At 68.8% G+C, this 16,426-nt stretch carries 15 protein-coding genes; 7 read left to right on the top strand and 8 right to left on the bottom strand.

Annotation, left to right across the window (positions count from 1 at the left end; translation table 11 throughout):
- Nucleotides 1-948, bottom strand: coding sequence for a LysR substrate-binding domain-containing protein (locus tag J2Y49_RS16760; protein WP_310115998.1), 948 nt, complete (start codon nt 946-948; stop codon nt 1-3).
- A 207-nt stretch (nt 949-1,155) separates the two neighbouring features.
- On the opposite strand from J2Y49_RS16760, the gene J2Y49_RS16755 reads away from it, so the two are divergent.
- From J2Y49_RS16755 to J2Y49_RS16725, 7 genes are all read left to right on the top strand, one after another.
- Nucleotides 1,156-1,905, top strand: coding sequence for an SDR family NAD(P)-dependent oxidoreductase (locus J2Y49_RS16755; protein ID WP_149224772.1), 750 nt, complete (start codon nt 1,156-1,158; stop codon nt 1,903-1,905).
- 25 nt (nt 1,906-1,930) lie between these two features.
- Entirely contained in the window at nt 1,931-2,788 is an 858-nt protein-coding gene (locus tag J2Y49_RS16750) for a transketolase (RefSeq protein ID WP_310115997.1), read from the top strand.
- Nucleotides 2,785-3,789 (top strand): transketolase family protein, encoded by a 1,005-nt coding sequence (locus J2Y49_RS16745; protein ID WP_310115996.1) that lies wholly within the window; start codon nt 2,785-2,787, stop codon nt 3,787-3,789. Before J2Y49_RS16750 ends, J2Y49_RS16745 begins: the two co-directional genes overlap by 4 nt.
- A gap of 86 nt (nt 3,790-3,875) precedes the next feature.
- Nucleotides 3,876-4,859, top strand: coding sequence for a TRAP transporter substrate-binding protein (locus tag J2Y49_RS16740; RefSeq protein WP_310115995.1), 984 nt, complete (start codon nt 3,876-3,878; stop codon nt 4,857-4,859).
- A complete protein-coding gene (locus J2Y49_RS16735; protein WP_310115994.1) occupies nt 4,859-5,419 on the top strand; it encodes a TRAP transporter small permease in 561 nt (186 codons plus the stop codon). The genes J2Y49_RS16740 and J2Y49_RS16735 overlap by 1 nt, the downstream gene beginning before the upstream one ends.
- A complete protein-coding gene (locus J2Y49_RS16730; protein ID WP_310115993.1) occupies nt 5,416-6,675 on the top strand; it encodes a TRAP transporter large permease in 1,260 nt (419 codons plus the stop codon). Before J2Y49_RS16735 ends, J2Y49_RS16730 begins: the two co-directional genes overlap by 4 nt.
- Complete coding sequence (locus J2Y49_RS16725) at nt 6,629-7,609, top strand: NAD(P)-dependent oxidoreductase (RefSeq protein ID WP_409017859.1); 981 nt, start codon at nt 6,629-6,631, stop codon at nt 7,607-7,609. The genes J2Y49_RS16730 and J2Y49_RS16725 overlap by 47 nt, the downstream gene beginning before the upstream one ends.
- A 22-nt stretch (nt 7,610-7,631) precedes the next feature.
- Here J2Y49_RS16725 and leuD read toward each other — a convergent pair whose 3' ends face one another.
- Genes leuD through J2Y49_RS16690 form a run of 7 tightly spaced genes read right to left on the bottom strand, consistent with a single transcriptional unit; the run spans nt 7,632 to nt 16,425 of the window.
- The gene (gene leuD, locus J2Y49_RS16720) at nt 7,632-8,228 is read right to left on the bottom strand and encodes a 3-isopropylmalate dehydratase small subunit (RefSeq protein ID WP_310115991.1); all 597 of its coding nucleotides are present in this window, start codon (nt 8,226-8,228) and stop codon (nt 7,632-7,634) included.
- A 1-nt stretch (nt 8,229) separates the two neighbouring features.
- Nucleotides 8,230-9,651: a 3-isopropylmalate dehydratase large subunit gene (leuC, locus tag J2Y49_RS16715; protein ID WP_310115990.1), complete on the bottom strand. Its 1,422-nt coding sequence runs from the start codon at nt 9,649-9,651 to the stop codon at nt 8,230-8,232.
- Entirely contained in the window at nt 9,648-11,069 is a 1,422-nt protein-coding gene (locus J2Y49_RS16710; protein WP_409017858.1) for an FAD-dependent oxidoreductase, read from the bottom strand. Before J2Y49_RS16710 ends, leuC begins: the two co-directional genes overlap by 4 nt.
- A complete protein-coding gene (locus J2Y49_RS16705) occupies nt 11,066-11,680 on the bottom strand; it encodes a cysteine hydrolase (RefSeq protein ID WP_310115989.1) in 615 nt (204 codons plus the stop codon). The genes J2Y49_RS16710 and J2Y49_RS16705 overlap by 4 nt, the downstream gene beginning before the upstream one ends.
- Entirely contained in the window at nt 11,677-13,749 is a 2,073-nt protein-coding gene (locus J2Y49_RS16700) for a hydantoinase/oxoprolinase family protein (RefSeq protein WP_310115988.1), read from the bottom strand. Before J2Y49_RS16700 ends, J2Y49_RS16705 begins: the two co-directional genes overlap by 4 nt.
- Before the next feature lie 19 nt (nt 13,750-13,768).
- A complete protein-coding gene (locus J2Y49_RS16695; RefSeq protein ID WP_310115987.1) occupies nt 13,769-15,514 on the bottom strand; it encodes a hydantoinase B/oxoprolinase family protein in 1,746 nt (581 codons plus the stop codon).
- Nucleotides 15,511-16,425 (bottom strand): isocitrate lyase/phosphoenolpyruvate mutase family protein, encoded by a 915-nt coding sequence (locus J2Y49_RS16690; protein WP_310115986.1) that lies wholly within the window; start codon nt 16,423-16,425, stop codon nt 15,511-15,513. The genes J2Y49_RS16695 and J2Y49_RS16690 overlap by 4 nt, the downstream gene beginning before the upstream one ends.
- Nucleotide 16,426: the final 1 nt, after the last annotated feature.

Here is a 16,426-nt window from a genome sequence, read left to right as displayed (position 1 = left end):
TCAGTCGCCCGCGGCGGGTGTCCCCAGGGAGGACAGATACTGCTCCTCCCACTGGCGGCAGGCGTCCAGTTCGCCGAACAGCCATTGGCGGAACAGCCGGATCTTGGGCAGGTCGGCGGTCGATTTCAGCGTGACGAAGCCATGCCCCTGCGCCCGCAGGCCGCGGGTGGGGAAGGGGACGACCAACTGCCCGGACTGAAGCTCCTGCCGGGCGAGCAGAAGGCTGTCCAGGCACACCCCCATGCCGTTCACCGCCGCATTGATCGCCATGAAGGAGCGGTCGAAGCGCAGGCCGCGGTCCATGTCCAGCTGCACGCCGCGATGTTTGCGCGCCCAGTCGCGCCAGCCGACGATGTTGATCTCCGAATGGATCAGGATGTGGCGGCTGAGATCCTTCGGCTCGCGGATCGGGATCAGTCCGTTCGCCAGCGCAGGCGAGCACATCGGCACGATGACGTCGTCCGGGAACTGCTCCAGCACGCAGCCGGCCGGCGGCGGGCCGGGGTTGTAGCGGATGTCGACGTCCACCGCTCCCGTCGTCAGGTCGATTGGCGAAACCGAGGCCTGCAGCCGGATGTCGATGGCGGGATGCAGCGCCTTCACCCGGTTCAGTCGCGGCATCAGCCATTGGGTGGCGAAGCTGGGCATCGAGCGGACGGTGAGGATCTCGGTGCCGCTGTTCGACGTGGTGACGTTGCGGATGGCGGTCTCCATCCGGGCGAAGGCGCCGACGATCTCGGTGGCGAAGCTGCGCCCGGCATCGGTCAGCGCAACCGAACGGTGCACCCGATGAAACAGCGGCAAGCCAAGCTGTTCCTCTAGGATTTTCACCTGATGGCTGATCGCCGAGGGCGTCAGTCCGAGATCCTCTGCCGCGGTCGCGAAGGAGCCGAGCCGCGCAGCAGCCTCGAACGCCTGTAAAGCCTTGATCGAGACCCGTTTCCGCATCGCGCCATTCACATGAATTACATTCATCAATGCGTGATCTTATTCGTTTGTCGAATTCATCTCAAGATCATACGATCACCTCAATCATCGGCTGAACGAATCATCGGTCAGCCAGAGTGAAATCACCACAACCGAGCGAAACCGACGCTCCGTCGCGGCATCCACCGGGCCGCCACGGCGGAGCCTGCTTCGACAAAGGGAGCGAGCATGCTGCTGTCCAACAAGGTCTGCGTCATCACCGGCGCCGCGTCGCGCCGCGGCATCGGCCGGGCGACCGCGAGGCTTTTCGCGCTGCATGGCGGGCGCGCGATCATCCTGGACCTCGACGCCGGGCAGGCTGCCGAAGCCGCCGCCGAGCTGGGCGAGGCCCATCGCGGTCTGGCCTGCGACGTGACCGACCGCGACGCCTGCTTCGCCGCCGCGAACCGCGTGGTCGAGGAGTTCGGCCGCATCGACGTGCTGGTCAACAATGCCGGCATCACCCAGCCGCTGAAGTTCATGGACATCGGCCCAAAGAACTACGAGGCGGTGACCGACGTCAGCCTGCGCGGCACGCTGTACATGAGCCAGGCGGTCGTCCCCCACATGCGGGAGCGCAAGTCCGGCTCCATCGTCTGCATCTCGTCCGTTTCGGCGCAGCGCGGCGGCGGCATCTTCGGCGGTCCGCACTACAGCGCGGCCAAGGCCGGCGTGCTGGGCCTCGCCAAGGCGATGGCGCGCGAACTGGGGCCGGACAATGTCCGCGTCAATTCGGTGACGCCGGGCCTGATCCAGACCGACATCACCGGCGGCAAGCTGACCGACGAGCTGCGGGCGGAAATCCTGAAGGGCATCCCGCTGAACCGCCTGGGCGACGCCGAGGATGTGGCCCGCTCCTGCCTGTTCCTGGCGTCGGAGCTGTCCTCCTACATCACCGGCGCCACGCTCGACGTCAACGGCGGCATGCTGATCCACTGATCCCGAAATGCTGGAGACACCTCCCGTGGACACCGCACTCGACACCACCCCGCTGGGGCACAATGTGCCGCTGGCCGAACGCGCCTACCGCATCCGCCGCAACGCCCTGCTGATGGGCGAGGTGCAGGGGCAGGGCTACATCGGCCAGGCGCTCGACATCGCCGACGTTCTGGCGGTCTCCTATTTCCACGCCATGAAGTACCGGCCCGAGGACCCGCATTGGGAGGAGCGCGACCGCTTTCTGCTGTCCAACGGCCATTACGCCATCGCGCTCTACGCGGCATTGATCGAGGCCGGCATCGTCCCGGCGGAAGAACTGGAGACCTACGGCAGCGACGACAGCCGCCTGCCGATGTCGGGCATGGCCAGCTACACGCCGGGCATGGAGATGTCGGGCGGCTCGCTCGGCCTCGGCCTCAGCATCGCGGTCGGCATCGGGCTGGGGCTGAAGCGCAAGAACTCCGCTGCCCGTGTCTACACGCTGTTTTCTGACGGCGAGCTGGACGAGGGTTCGGTGTGGGAGGCCATCATGTCGGCCGCCCATTACAAGCTCGACAACATGATCGCCATCGTCGACGTCAACAACCAGCAGGCCGATGGCCCCTCCACCCAGGTGATGGCGTTCGAGCCGCTGGTGGACAAGCTGGAAGCCTTCGGCTGGTTCGTCCAGCGCATCGACGGCAACGACATGGACGCGGTGATCGCCGCCTTCGACGCCGCCAAGTCGCACCCGGAGGCCAAGCCGCGGATGATCGTCTGCGACACGAAGATGGGCAAGGGCGTGCCCTTCCTCGAAGCCCGCGAAAAGAACCACTTCATCCGCGTCGACGCGCACGAATGGCAGCTGGCGCTCGATGCGCTCGACGCCGGGAGGACCGCATGAGCACCGCTGCAAACACCACCGCAAAGCCGCGCCTGAAGACCTCCGCCATGATCGCCTCGATCGCGGCGGACGGGCAGCGGACCAGGCCGGCCCCCTTCGGCCATGCGCTGGTCGAGTTGGCGAAGCAGCGGCCGGAGATCGTCGGCATGACCGCCGATCTCGCCAAATACACCGACCTGCACATCTTCGCCCAGGCCTATCCCGACCGCTTCTATCAGATGGGGATGGCCGAGCAGCTGCTGATGGGCGCGGCGTCGGGCATGGCGCATGAGGGCATGATGCCCTTCGTCACCACCTACGCCGTCTTCGCCTCGCGCCGCGCCTATGACTTCGTCCACCAGACGATCGCGGAGGAGAACCGCAACGTCAAGATCGCCTGCGCCCTGCCGGGGCTGACCTCCGGCTACGGACCCAGCCACCAGGCGGCCGAGGATCTGGCGCTGATGCGCGCCATGCCGAACATGGTGGTGATCGATCCCTGCGACGCGCACGAGATCGAGCAGGTGGTGCCGGCCATGGCCGCGCACAACGGCCCGGTTTACATGCGGCTGTTGCGTGGCAACGTCCCGCTGGTGCTGGACGAGTACGACTACAAATTCGAGCTCGGCAAGGCCAAGCTGCTGCGCGAAGGCGTGGACGTGCTGGTCATCTCGTCCGGCATCATGACGATGCGGGCGCTGGAAGTGGCGCAGCGGCTGGAGGCCGACAAGGTCGGCGTCGCCGTGCTGCACGTCCCCACCATCAAGCCGCTCGACACCGAGACCATCCTGCGTGAAGCCGGGCGCACCGGTCGCATGGTGGTGGTGGCGGAGAACCACACCGTCATCGGCGGGCTGGGCGAGGCGGTGGCCGGCACCCTGCTGCGCGCCGGCGTCGCCCCGGTCTTCCGCCAGATCGGCCTGCCCGACGAGTTCCTGAAGGCCGGCGCCCTGCCGACCCTGCACGACCTCTACGGCATCTCCACCGACGCCATGGCGGCCAGCATCAAGGGCTGGCTCTAGGACGACCGTTCATCCGACCCGATCAATCAACAAACGTCTATTGGGCAAACGCCCATAAGGCAAACGTCCATAGGGAGAGGAATCCGATGAAGAAGCTGCTCTTGTCGCTGATGGTGGGCACCGCCCTGGTCGCGTCGCCCGCCGCCTGGGCCCAGCAGGTCCTGCGTCTGGCCCACAACGCGGCCCCCGGCAACCCGAAGGCGGAAGCCTCGCTGAAGTTCGCGGAACTCGTCGCCCAAAAGACGGACGGACGGGTGAAGATCGAGGTCGGCGGCAGCGCCCAGTACGGCGACGACGTCGAGGCTCTGACCAGCATGCGTCTCGGCACGCTGGCCTTCAGCGCCAACTCGCAGGGCACCACCTCGGGCGTGGTGCCGGACTATGCGGTGCTGGGCCTGCCCTTCCTGTTCCAGTCGCTGCCGCAGGCCTGGAAGGTGCTGGACGGCCCGGTGGCGAAGAAGCTGGACGACGCGTCGAAGACCAAGGGTCTGGTGCTGCTGGCGATGTGGGACAACGGCATCCGCCATGTTTCCAACAACGTCCGCCCGATCACCAAGCCGGAGGATCTGGCCGGTGTGAAAATCCGCACCCCGCCGGACCCGATGACTGTGGACATCTTCAAGGCGCTGGGCGCCAACCCGACGCCGCTGGCCTTCTCCGAACTCTACATCGCGCTCCAGCAGGGCGTGGTGGACGGGCAGGAGAACCCGCTGATGAACATCCATTCCTCCAAGCTCTTCGAGGTGCAGAAATACATCTCGCTGACCGGCCACAAGTATGAGTCGACCCCGCTGCTGGCCAGCAAGATGGTGTTCGACACCCTGTCGAAGGCCGACCAGAAGGCGGTGCTGGACGCGGCGGCGGAGGCGGGCAAGCTGAACCGCGAGATGTCCGCCAAGGCCGACAAGGAACTGCGGTCGAAGATGGAGGACGCGGGCGTGAAGTTCAACACGGTGGATCCGGCGCCCTTCGTCGCCAAGACCAAGTCGGTCTACGACAAGTGGGAGAAGCAATTCCCCGAACTGGTGGCGCTGGTCCGCAAGGAGGCTGCGGCCGGGGCGGCGCCGTGATGACGGTGTCCCACGACCGGGAGCATGTGGTGGCGGGACTTCCCGCCACCCTTCTCCAGGCGGCTGACGGCGCGATTTCCGTCGCCTCCGCCGCCGTGTCGATCCTGTCGCTGGTCGTGCTGTTCCTGTCGCTGGGGGCCGAAGTCGTGGTCCGCTACCTGACCACCCAGGGGATGGGCTGGCCGTCCGAACTGCCCAACCTGCTGTTTCCCTGGCTGGTGATGGGCGGCGTGGTGCTGGCGGCGCAGAAGGGCGCGCACATCTCGGTCACGCTGCTGCTGGACATGCTTCCCCGTACGGCGGCCCGGTCGCTGCTGCTGGCGATGCAGGTGGTGGTGGCTGCGACCTTCTTCTATCTCGCCTACATCGGCCTCGCCGTCATCGAGATCACCGGCAGCGAGGTTTATCCGGTGACGGGCGTCAGCGCCCGCTGGGCCTACCTGTCGCTGATCGCAGGATTCGTCGGGGTGGGGCTGACCGCCGTCACCACCTTCCTGCGCCTTCTGATCGCCGAGGATCCGCGGTCCGTCCGCGCCCATGTGTCGGAGGAAGAGATATGACCGCCATGATGGTGGCCGTCTTCGGCCTTCTCCTGCTTCTCTCGTTCCCCGTCGGCTACGCACTGGTCATCAGTTCCGGCGCCGCCGTCATGACACTGGGCTCGGTTCCCACCGTCATCTCCGTCATCAAGCTGTTCCAGCCGACCCAGAGCTTCCCGCTGCTGGCCATTCCCTTCTTCATCCTGTCCGGTGCGCTGATGATGAGCGGCACGCTGGGCCAGAAGCTGGTGCGTTTCGCCGCGGCGCTGGTCGGGCGCTATCCCGGCGGGCTGGCGCAGGTCACCGTCGTCGGTTCGACCATCTTCGGCGGCGTGTCCGGCTCCGCCGTGGCCGAGGCGTCGGCGCTGGGCTCCATGCTGATCCCCTGGCAGAAGCGCGAGGGCTATCCCGCCGCCTTCGGCGCGGCGGCGACCGCCTCCTCGTCGGTGATCGCGGGTCTGATCCCGCCGTCGATCCCGCTGATCCTCTATGCCGCGGTGTCGAACGCCTCCATCGCCTCGCTGTTCCTCGCCGGCATCCTGCCGGGGCTGATGCTTGCCGCCGGCATGATGATCGTCTGCTATGTCAGCGGCCGCATGCGCAACTTCCCCCTGCTGAAGAGCGAGGGTGGGCTGCGGGCGCTGGGGATGGCGACCGTCGCGGCGCTGCCGGCGCTGCTGATGCCGGCCTTCATCCTGGTGCTGCTGCGCTTCGGCATCGCCACCCCGACCGAGGTCAGCGTCATCGCCGTCGCCTACGCCCTGCTGGTCAGCGTGCTGATCTACCGCGACCTGACGGTGAAGCGGATCTACGCCGCGCTGCTGGGCACGGTCGTGACCACGGGCGTCGTCATGCTGGTCATCGCCGCCTCCAACCTTGTCGGCTATGTGCTGATCACCGAAGCCATCCCGAACGCCGTCGCCGGCTATGCCGAGAGCGTGCTGAAGGAGCCGTGGCTGATCATCCTGGCGATGAACCTGATCATGCTGGTGGTCGGCATGTTCCTCGACCTGCCGGCGGCGATCCTGCTGCTGGGCCCCACCTTCGTCGCGGTCGGCGGTGCCATCGGCATGGACCCGATCCAGTTGGGCATCATGATGGCCGTCAATCTCAGCATCGGCCTGTTCACCCCGCCCATCGGCACCACCCTGTTCATCTCCGCCGCCATCTCGCGCGAACCCATCGGCGCCATCGTGCGCGAGCTGTGGCCCTTCTATCTGGTGGCGCTGATTGTGCTGGGGCTGGTGTCCTACATACCGGCGACGATCCTGTACTGACCCGGCGGCACCTCGATCCAAGGCCCAATCCAAGGATATTCAAGCGATGACGACAGTCGGTTTCATCGGCCTCGGTTCCATGGGCATGCCCATGGCGCGCAATCTGCTGGCGAAGGGCTTCACGGTTCAGGGCTTCGACGTGCGGACCGAGAGTGTCCGGACGTTGGAGACCGCGGGCGGGAAGGGCGTCTCAAGCGCTGCTGCTGCGGCTGTGGATGCGGATGTGCTGGTGCTGATGGTGGTGAACGCCGCCCAGGCCGACGCCGCCCTCTTCGCCGACGGCGCGCTGGAGGCACTGCCGGCCGGCGCGGCGGTGATCCTGATGGCGACCTGTCCGCCGGGCGCGGTCGCCGCCCTGGCGGAGCGGGTGGAGGCGGCCGGGCGCCGCTTCGTCGATGCTCCCGTCTCCGGCGGGGTGGTGGGAGCGGTCGCCGGAACGCTGTCGATCATGGCGGCGGCCCCGGCGGCGACGGTGGAGCGGGTGCGCCCGGTCCTGGCCGCCATGGGCGACAAGGTGTTCCACGTCGGCGAGAAGCCGGGGCAGGGCGCCACGGTGAAGACCGTCAACCAGCTGCTCTGCGGCGTCCACATCGCCGTGGTGGCGGAGGCTTTCGCGCTGGCCGCCAAGGTCGGCGTGGATCTGAAGGTCCTGCTGGAGATCATGAGCGGGTCGTCGGCATCGAGTTGGATGCTGAAGGACCGCGGGCCCCGCATGCTGGAAGCGGAGCCGGGCATCACCAGCGCCGTCGACATCTTCGTCAAGGATCTCGGCATCGTGCTGGAGGCCGGGCGCGACGCCAAGGCCGCCCTGCCGCTGGCCGCAGTCGCCCACCAGATGTTCCTGGCGACCTCCGGCCGCGGCGAAGGGTCGATGGACGACAGCCAGGTGATCCGCAGCTACCACGCGGTCAACGGCACGCCCTTGCCGCGCTGAGGCTGAGGTCCGGGAGCCCTTCTCAGGCCCCCGGCACCACCCAGGGCCGGGCCTCGGCGTCCGACCGGTCGAAGGCGTCGATGGCGTCCTGATGGCGCAGGGTCAACGCCACGTCGTCAAGCCCCTCGACAAGACACTCCTTCTTGAAGGGATCGATGGCGAAGGACAGCGCCCGCCCGTCCGGGCCGGTCAGGGTCTGGGCCGGCAGATCGACCGTGACGACGGCACCCGGCTTCTCCTGAAGCTGGCGGCGCAGCGCCGCCACCGCATCCTCCGGCAGGGTGATGGTCAGCAGGCCGTTCTTGGCGGCGTTGGCGGCGAAGATGTCGCCGAAGCTGGGCGCGATGACGCAGCGGAACCCGCCATCCACCAGCGCATAGACCGCCCCTTCCCGCGAGGAGCCGCAGCCGAAATTGCGGTCGCTCACCAGAACGCGGGCACCGGCATAGGCGGGGTCGTCCAGCGGGAAGCCGGGCTTGCGCTCGTCATGGAACAGGAAGTTGCCGTAGCCGGCGCTGCGCGGCTTTTTCAGGAAGCGGGCGGGCAGCAGCTGGTCGGTGTCGATGTTGGCGATGTCGAGCGGCACCGCCGCTGCGGTCAGCGTGACGAAGGGGTCCATTCTACGACGCTCCCAGCTTGCGGAGATCGAGCTTGCGGACATCGGTGAGGTGGCCGGTCGCGGCGGCTGCGGCAGCCATCGCCGGGCTCATCAGATGGGTGCGGGCGTTCGGCCCCTGGCGGCCGGGGAAGTTGCGGTTGGTGGTGGAGGCGCAGCGCTCTCCCGCCGGAACCAGATCGCCGTTGATGCCCACGCACATGGAGCAGCCGGGCTCCCCCCATTCCAGGCCGGCGTCGATGAACACGCGGTCCAGCCCCTCCGCCTCCGCCTGCCGGCGCACCGGGACCGATCCCGGAACCACCAGCCCCGGCACCACCGCGCGACGGCCGCGCAGCACCTCGGCGGCGGCGCGCAGATCCTCCAGACGGGCGTTGGTGCAGGAGCCGATGAAGACGCGGTCGATGGGCACATCCTCCAGCGCCATGCCGGGGGCGAGGCCCATGTAGTCCAGCATCTTGCGCATCTGCCCGGCGCGCACCGGATCGGCCTCGGCGCCGGGATCGGGAACCGCCGCCGTCACCGGAACCGCCGTCTCCGGGCTGGTGCCCCAGGTCACGGCCGGGGCGATGTCGGCGGCGTGCAGCGTCACCTCGCGGTCGAAGACGGCGCCGTCATCGCTGGGCAGGGTCCGCCAATGCTCCACGGCCCGGTCGAACAGCGCACCCTTGGGGGCGTAATTCCGCCGCTCGACCCAGGAGAAGGTGGTGTCGTCGGGGGCGATCATGCCGGCACGCGCGCCGGCCTCGATCGACATGTTGCAGACGGTCAGCCGGCCTTCCATCGACAGGGCGCGGATGGCGCTGCCGGCATATTCGATGACATGGCCGGCTGCACCGTCGGCGCCGATGGCGGCGATCACCGCCAGGATCAGATCCTTGGCCGTCACATGCGGCCCCAGAGCCCCGTCCACGGTGATGCGCATGGTCTTGGGACGGCGCTGCCACAGCGTCTGCGTCGCCAGCACATGCGACACCTCGGTCGCCCCGATGCCGAAGGCCAGCGCGCCGAAAGCGCCGTGGGTGGAGGTGTGGCTGTCGCCGCAGACGATGGTCAGGCCGGGCAGCGTCAGCCCCTGTTCGGGCGCCAGCACATGGACGATGCCCTGCGCCGGATCGTGCAGGCCGAAATGGCGCAGGCCGTGGCGGCCGGCATTCGCCTCCAGCATCGTCACCATGTTGGCGATCTCGGGATCGGCGATGGGCCTGGCCCGGCTGTGTGAGGGCACGTAATGGTCGGCGACGGCGAAGGTCAGCTCCGGCCGGCGCACCTTGCGGCCGGCATGGTCGATCATGCCGAAGGCGTGGAAAGAGCCCTCGTGCAGGAAATGACGGTCGATGGCGAGTAGGGCCTGACCGTCGGGCCGGGTCGCCACGACATGGGCGTCCCAGACCTTTTCGAACAGGCTGCGTGGCTGCGATGTCATCGGCTGGTTTCCTCCCTTACGACGCCCGCGGCGGCGTTTCCGGCGATGCGCCCGAGAGCCACCGCGGTCAGCAGGCCGTTGCCGGACAGATAGCCGGACGCCTTGGATCCCGACACGCCGCAGGCGGCCCCGCCAGCGGCATAGAGGTTGGGCAGCGGCGCGCCCTGGGCATCCAGGACGCGCGCATCGTCATCGACGACCAGCCCGCCCTGGGTGTGGAACAGGGCGCCGGTGACGCGGACGGCGCGGTAGGGCTGGACCAGCGGGGCCGAACCGGTGAAGTCGCGGCCGAAAGCGTCGGTTCCGCTCTCCGCCTTCAGCCGGTCGATCTCGGCCAGCGTGACCGTCAGAGCGTCCGCGTCGATCTTCATCTGCCGGGCAAGCTCGGCCGGGGTGTCGGCGCTCAGCACCGCGCCCATCGCCTCGGCCTGCCGGAAATCCTCGAACTGGCGGGCGATGCCGGCGATACGCTCGTCGAACACGGTCCAGGCGATGCCGTCCGGCTGGCGCAGCACGATGGCGGCTTGCTCCGAATAGCCCTGCGCCTCGTTGGAGAAGCGCCGGCCCTCCACATTCACCTGCACGCCGCCCTCGGTGATCGTCGCCCAGGTGACGAGGATGCCGGCGGGATGCGCGACGGAGCCATGGCCCTGGTGCCCCGACAAATGCCGGGTGGCGGCGCCCAGAGCCTCGCCCCACAGCAGCGCGTCGCCCTGATTGCCGGGATGGCCGAAATAGAGCGCGTCGGCCAGCTCCGGCACATGGCGCTCCACTAGCGCCTTGTTGCCGCCATAGCCGTTGCAGGCGAGGATCAGCGCGCCGCAGCCGACCCGTTCGACGCTGCCGTCGGGGCGGGTGATCTCCACGCCGCGGACGAGAGGCCCATCGGCATACAGCGCCGTGACATGCGCCTCGCACAGCACGTCGATGCCGGCGGTTTCCACGGCTCCACGCAGCCTGTCGATCAACTCCGCGCCCGACCGGCTGGGCAGACCGTGCATGCGCCGGGCGCTGTGGCCGGGATAGCTGAAATTGTCCACCACCGAGAAGGGCAGGCCGTAGCGGTCGGCCAGCCATTCCAGCGCCGGCCCCACGGCCTGCGCAACGCGGGCGACCTCGGCCGGGTCCGGTTCGCCCTTGGCCTTGGCGACGATGTCGGCGGCGAAGCGTTCCGGACTGTCCTCGATCCCGGCATCGCGCTGCCAACGGGTGCCCGGCGCCGGGACCAGCCCGGCCGACAGGGCGGTGGAGCCCTGGGGCAGCGCGTCTCGCTCCAGCACCAGCACGGCGGCACCCTGCTCATGCGCGGCCAGCGCCGCGACCATGCCGGCCGCTCCGCCGCCGATCACGACGACGGGAACGGTGAACTCGAACTCCACGCCATCGGCGGGCAGGATGCGGCTGATCATGCGGCTCATGGGCTTGCCGCCTCCTCCATCATCGCGGCGACGGTCGCCACGCGGCAGACCGGGCGTAGCGCGGCGACGGAGACCTCATGCAGCTCGCGGCTGAAGGCGGCGCAGCCGTCCTCCAGCAATATGGTGTCGAACTCGCGGACATGGGCGTCGCGCACGGTGGAGGCGACGCCGCCATTGGTGACGATGCCGCAGACCAGCAGCCGCTCCACCCCGCATTTCCGCAGCACCCATTCCAGCCGCGACATGTAGAAGGCGGAATAGGCGACCTTCTCAACCTCCACATCGACGGGCTGGAGCGCATCCACCGTGCGGTGCCCCCAGCTGCCGGGCTGGAAATCGCCCTTGGCCAGGAAAGGGCGCAGCGCCTTCAGGTGGGGCGAGATCATCGGCTCGCCGCCACGGCCCGGCACGAGCGTGAAGTTGGTGGAGATCACCCAGCCGCCGCGCGAGCGCAGCAAATCGGCCAGCGGCTTCACCCGCTCCGGCAGGGCCAGGATCTCCGGCGCGGTCTGCCCGGCGCGGCCATAGGCGCCCTCGGGATGGATGAAGTCGTTTTGCAGGTCGCAGACTAGCAGGGCGGTGCGCTCGATGGGAATGGCGGTGGCGCTCATCGGGCGCTCCTTTCCACGATGACGTTGCCGTAGACGTCGACGCGGGCGCTGAGGTCGGGGTCGATGACGGTGGTCGCGTCCGGCTGCTCAAGGATCGCCGGCCCCTGGATCACCGCGCCGACCGGCAGGTCGAGCCGGTTGTAGACCGCCGTCTCGTGCCACGCCCCGTCGAACCATACCGGCCGCGAGCCGGCATACGCTCCTTCCACCGTGGTGCCGGAGGCGGGAGCCAGCGCGGAGAGGTCGAAATGCGGGCGGCGGCCGATGGCGGCGGTGCGCAGATTGACGATCTTGGCGCCGACGCCCGGCAGCAGGCGGCTGAAGGAGGCCTGATAGGCCCGCTCGAAGGCGGCGCGGATGGTCGCCTCGTCGATGCCGGTCGTTCCGCTCTCGACCGACACCGGCAGCGGCACGGCGACGGTGTGGGTCTGGCCGATGTAGTGCATGTCGAGTTCGAAGACGAGGTCGATGCGCTCGACGCTGAGCCCGGCCGATTCCACCACGGCGCGGGCGGCGGTCGCCTCCACCACCATGCGGCGGTCGAGCGCCCCTGCATCGATGCCCGCCAGCGGCAAATTGACCGTCTGCACCTGATCGTGGCGGATGTCGGCGATGACGCAGCCGAGTGCCGAGGTCACGCCGGGAAAGCGCGGCACCAGCGCCGCCTTCAAGCCGACCTCCTTGATGAGGGCGCCGACATGCAGCGCGCCGCCGCCGCCGAAGGGCACGGCGGCGAACTTGGCCGGGTCGTGGCCGCGCTCGATGGAGACGAGGCGGATGGCGCCGGCCATCTTGCTGTTGGCGATGCGCACCACCGCCTCTGCCGCCGCCATGACGTCGAGGCCGAGCGGCTCGGCGACATGGGTGGCGATGGCGGTTCGGGCGGCGTCGACGTCCAGCCGCGCCAGCTTTCCGCCGATGGGACGCTCGGCATTGATGCGGCCGAGCAGCACGTTGGCGTCGGTCAGGGTCGGACGGGTGTTGCCCTGGCCGTAGCAGACCGGCCCCGGCCGCGAGCCTGCGCTCTCCGGCCCGACCTGCAGCATGCCGCCAGGATCGACCCCGGCGATGGAGCCGCCGCCGGCGCCGATGGTGGTGATCTCGATCATCGGGGTGCGGACGACCAGACCGAAATCGATGGTGGTCTGGGCGGCCAGCATGGTCTGTCCCTCCACCACCAGCGACACGTCGAAGCTGGTGCCGCCGAGGTCGCCGGTGATGACGTTGGGGAAGCCGGCCGCCTTGGAGATCGCCGCCGCCGCGATGACGCCCGCCGCCGGCCCCGACAGGGCGGTGCGTACTGGCAGCCGCCGCGCGGTGTCCGTGGACATGACGCCGCCGTTGGACTGCACGATGTGGAAGCGTCCGCCGAAGCCCTCGCCGGCCAGCGCGTTGTCGAGCTTGGCGAGATAGCTGCCGACCACCGGCTGGAGATAGGCGTTCAGCGCGGTGGTGGAGGTGCGCTCGAACTCGCGGATTTCCGGCAGGATGCGCGACGAGCATTCGAGGTTGGCGTTTGGCCAGACCTCGCGCGCCGCCTCCAGCGCCGCCAGTTCGTTGGCCGGGTTGGCATAGGCGTTTATGAAGACGATGGCGAGCGCCTCCGCCCCCTGGTCGGCCAGCTTACGGGCGGCGGCGCGGACCTCCTCCGGGTCGATGGCGCTGCGGATGGTGCCGTCGGCCAGCGTGCGCTCCGCCACCTCCAGACGCATGTCGCGGTCGACCACGGGGACGAAATCGCCCCACAGGCCCCAGGTGTGGCGACGGTCGCGGCGGCGCATCTCCAGCACGTCGCGGAAGCCGGCGGTGGTGATCAGGCCGACCTTGGCGCCCTTGCGCTCCAGCAGCGCGTTGGTGCCGACGGTGGTGCCGTGGACGATGGAACCCAGTTCGGCGACGGGGCCGAAGCTCTGCAGCCCGGCCAAAAAGCCGACCGCCTCGTCGCCGCGGTTGGAGGGGACCTTGGCGGTGCGGAAGCTGCCGCGCGCCTCGTCGTAATGGAACAGGTCGGTGAAGGTGCCGCCGACATCGACGCCGACGATCGCACCGCGCGAAGTAACGTTGCTCATGGTCTTGATCCCGGTGTCGTCAGGCGGCGGAGGATTCGCGCAAGGTCGCGGTGGCGGCGAGGTCCAGCGCGCCGTCGTCGGTCAGCGCCACGCCATAGGCATTGCGCGCCGCCTCAATGCCGAGATAGCCGAGCCGCACGTCGCGGGCGACGGCCTCCGCATCGCGCCGCTTCGGGTCGCCCCAGCCGCCGCCGCCCGGCGTCTCCAGCCGCACGCGCTGGCCGTCGCGGATCTTCACGTCGGTGACCTTGGAGGCCAGCGGTGGCGACTTCTCGCCCTCGTCGCTCTGCCAGGTGAAGCGGTTGAGCGCCGCAGGCGTGCCGCCGGCCACGCCGAAGGGCGCGAAGACGCCGCGCTCGCCCAGCAGGAAGACGTCGGCATCGGTCAGCGCCTCGATCTCGTAGACTGCGCCAAGACCGCCGCGATGCAGGCCGGCCCCGGCGGAGTCCGGGCGCAGCGCCCATTGGGTGAACATCACCGGATAGGCCGCTTCAAGGATTTCCACCGGCGGGATGGTGGCGGTGGAGATCGGATTGTTGGCGTGGTTCAGCCCGTCCGTCTCCGGATTGCCGCCCAAGCCCCCGCCGAAGAAGGAGAACATGACCCAGCGCGAGCCGTCCTTGCGGTGGCCGGCCAGCGACAGGGCGTTGATGGTGCCGAAGGGCGCGGCGGTGGCGCGGGCCGGGTCGGCCAGGGCGAGCGCGCCGAACACCACGCCGATGACGCGCAGGATGGTTTCCGTATAGCCGCCGACCGGCTTCGGCGGCTTCACCGCCAGCAGCGTGCTTTCCGGGATGACGAAGGTGATCGGATTCAGGCAGCCGGCATTGGCCGGCACGTCGGTGAAGACATGCTTCAGCGCGACATAGCAGCAGGCGACGGCGGTGGAATAGGCGATGTTCAGCGGCCCGGCGCAGGGGGCGGACGAGCGGGAAAAGTCCAGCGTCATCCGGTCGCCGGCGATGGTCAAATCCAGCGCGATGAGCAGCCGGTCCGCCGTGATGCCGTCGTTGTCGAGGTAATCCTCGAAGCTGTAGACGCCGTCCGGCAGCTTCCCGATGGCGCTGCGCATCAGCGCGTCGGCCCGCGCGGTGAAGGCGTCGAAGGCGGCGGCGACCGTCTCCTCGCCGTGGTCGTCCAGCAGCTCCGAAAGACGGCGCACGCCGAGATCCAGCGCGTTCAGCTGCCCGTTCAGGTCGCCGTAGTTCGACACCGGCACACGGGAATTGGCGGCGAGGATCGCCAGCAGGTCGTGGTTCATCACGCCGGCCTTGACCAGCTTCACCGGCGGGATGCGCACGCCTTCCTGGAAGCTGTCGGTGGCGCGGGCGTTGAAGTTGCCCGGCACGTTGCCGCCGATGTCGAGCCAGTGGCCGACCGACGCCATCCAGCAGAACAGCCGGCCATTGCGGAAGATCGGCCGCACCAGACGGAAGTCGTTCAGGTGGGTCCCGCCGTCATAGGGGTCGTTGAACAGGAAGATGTCGTCGGCGTGGAGGTCGCCTTCCCGAGCCACCTTGTCGATCACCGCCTTGACCGCGAAGGCCATGGCGCCGACGAAGATCGGCAGGCCGTTGGTGCCCTGCACCAGCGTAGCGCCGGTTTCCGCATGGTAGAGTCCGTGGCAGGCGTCGCGCGCCTCGGCGATGATCGGGTTGAAGGCGGAGCGGTAGAGCGTTGCGTCCATCTCGTCGGCGATCTGCTCCAGCCGGCCCTTCAGGACGGCCAGCGTGACGGGGTCGATTGCAGTGGTTCTGGTGGTCATGCTGCGTCCTCCCGCTTGGCGGGGCCAGAGTCCTTGCCAAAGTCCTTGTAGGTCTCGCCGAGCGCCAGCATCTCCGGCGTGCCGATCAGGTCGTTCAGCGCGTTGAAATCGAACATGCGGTCGCGGAAGGGCTGGGTGGTGCCGTGCTGCGCCAGCGAGGCGTAATAGTCCTGCGCCTGCCGGGCGAGCGCCCGCACGATGCCGCCGGGGAAGATCACCAGCCGGTAGCCCAACTCGCCCAGTTCCGATGCGGAGCTGATCGGCGTCTGCCCGCCCTCCACCATGTTGGCCAGCAGCGGGCGGATGCCGCCCAGGTCGGTGGCGATGGCGGACAGCTGCTCCCGGCTCTTCGGCGCCTCGACGAACAGCACGTCGGCCCCGGCCTCGACGTAGAGACGGGCGCGGTCCAGCGCCGCCGGCACGCCTTCCACCGCCACCGCGTCGGTGCGGGCGATGATGAGCGTGGCTTCGCTGGCGCGGGCATCGACCGCCGCCTTGATCTTGCCGGCCATCTCGCCGGCGGGGATCACCGCCTTGTCGGTCAGGTGGCCGCAGCGCTTGGGGAAGCTCTGGTCCTCCAACTGCAGCGCGGTGGCGCCGGCACGTTCGAACATGCGGACGGTGCGTTGGACATTGAGTGCGTTGCCGTAGCCGGTGTCGGCATCGACGATCAGCGGCGTCGGCACCCGGTCGCGCACCAGGGCGATGGTGTCCGCCACCTCGCTGACCGAGACCAGCCCGATGTCGGGCCGGCCGAGCCGGGTGTAGGCGATTGCTGCGCCGGAGAGGTAGAGCGCCTCGAATCCCGCACGCGCCGCCATCGAGGCGGTGAAGGCGTCATAGACGCCGGGGGCCAGCACGACGCGGTTTTCGGAAAGCCGCTGTTTGAAGCTGAGGTCGGGCATGGTCATC

Origin of the sequence: Azospirillum sp. BE72, assembly GCF_031455875.1 — a bacterium.
Taxonomy (GTDB): Bacteria; Pseudomonadota; Alphaproteobacteria; order Azospirillales; family Azospirillaceae; genus Azospirillum.
Note: the sequence above shows the minus strand (reverse complement) of the source record. Positions and strands in the feature narration are given on the sequence as shown.